We start from the raw sequence: 1194 nt of genomic DNA, 5'->3' as shown, positions 1-1194 counted from the left end.
GGGCGAGAGACCCGGCCTCGCGTCCGGTCCCCGACGATATTACCCAGACGGCGCCCTACACCGATGCCATCACCGGAAAGCTGATCGTCAGCTTTTTCCACCCGCTGTGGACGCGCGATCATACCGGTATCGCCGGCGTAGCGGGTGCAGATATCACGCTCGACCAGCTCGCGGAAGTCGTCGAGCGCGTGAAGATCGCCGAAACCGGGTTCGGCTTCCTCACGATGTCGACTGGCAACGTGGTGGCGATCAATCCGTCGAGCCAGGCGATCATCGGCCTGACGTCGTCGAGCGATGCGGGCACGCAGGGCGTCACCGGCCTGGAGAGGTCGCTGCGGGCAAGCACGCAGCCGGCTATCGCATCGCTGCCGCTCGACCAGAACAATGACGGGGTCATCCAGCACATCATGCTCGACAACAACGGCGAGCGGGTACCCTATATCGTCGTCCTCAAGAGGTTGAAGCCGATCAATCTGTGGAGTTCGGGGCCTGTCAAGTCCGAGACGATGTCGGTCGGGATCGTCGTTCCCGAACGGGAGATCTATGCGTCCCTGTTCACCGCGCAGCAGAGTATTTCGCGCGCAACCAACCGTATCCTGCTCTTTCAGATCGCCGCGATCGTCGTTTCGCTTCTGATCGTCTTTGCGGCGGTGCTCGGAATCTCGAAGCGCATCACCGCGGGCCTCAGGGCGCTCGCCAGTGCCGCGCAGAGGCTCCAGTCCAAAGACTATTCAGTGCGCGTGAGCATTCCAACACGCGACGAGGTTGGAGCGGCAGGGATCGCCTTCAACCGCATGGCTGAGCAGATCAGCTTTCACACGGAAAACCTCGAGCAACTCGTCGACGAACGGACCAGGGAGCTCGGCGACGCAAATCAGGAGATTTCCGCACTCAACGAAAAGCTGCGGGACGAGAACGTCCGCCTCGGCGCAGAGCTCGCGGTTGCCAGGCAGATCCAGATGATGGTCCTGCCGAAACCATTCGAACTCGAAGCGATTCCGGGGCTGGAGATCGCGGCCTACATGCGGCCGGCCGACGAGGTCGGCGGGGACTACTACGACGTCCTGCAGAACGGATCACGGGTCAAGATCGGCATCGGCGACGTGACCGGTCATGGTCTCGAGAGCGGCGTGCTGATGCTGATGGTCCAATCCGTTGCACGCGCCTTGCAGGAGGCCAACGAAGGGGATCCGC

Annotated in this window: 1 protein-coding gene; it reads left to right on the top strand. The window is 62.4% G+C overall.

Annotated elements, in window-relative coordinates; genetic code table 11:
- Positions 1–1194, top strand: a 1194-nt coding sequence (locus EOA29_RS37100) for a HAMP domain-containing protein (protein WP_127222435.1), incomplete at both ends; no start/stop codon positions are given.

This window comes from Mesorhizobium sp. M1E.F.Ca.ET.063.01.1.1 (assembly GCF_003998155.1).
In the GTDB taxonomy this organism is placed as follows: domain Bacteria; phylum Pseudomonadota; class Alphaproteobacteria; order Rhizobiales; family Rhizobiaceae; genus Mesorhizobium.
Note: the sequence above shows the minus strand (reverse complement) of the source record. Positions and strands in the feature narration are given on the sequence as shown.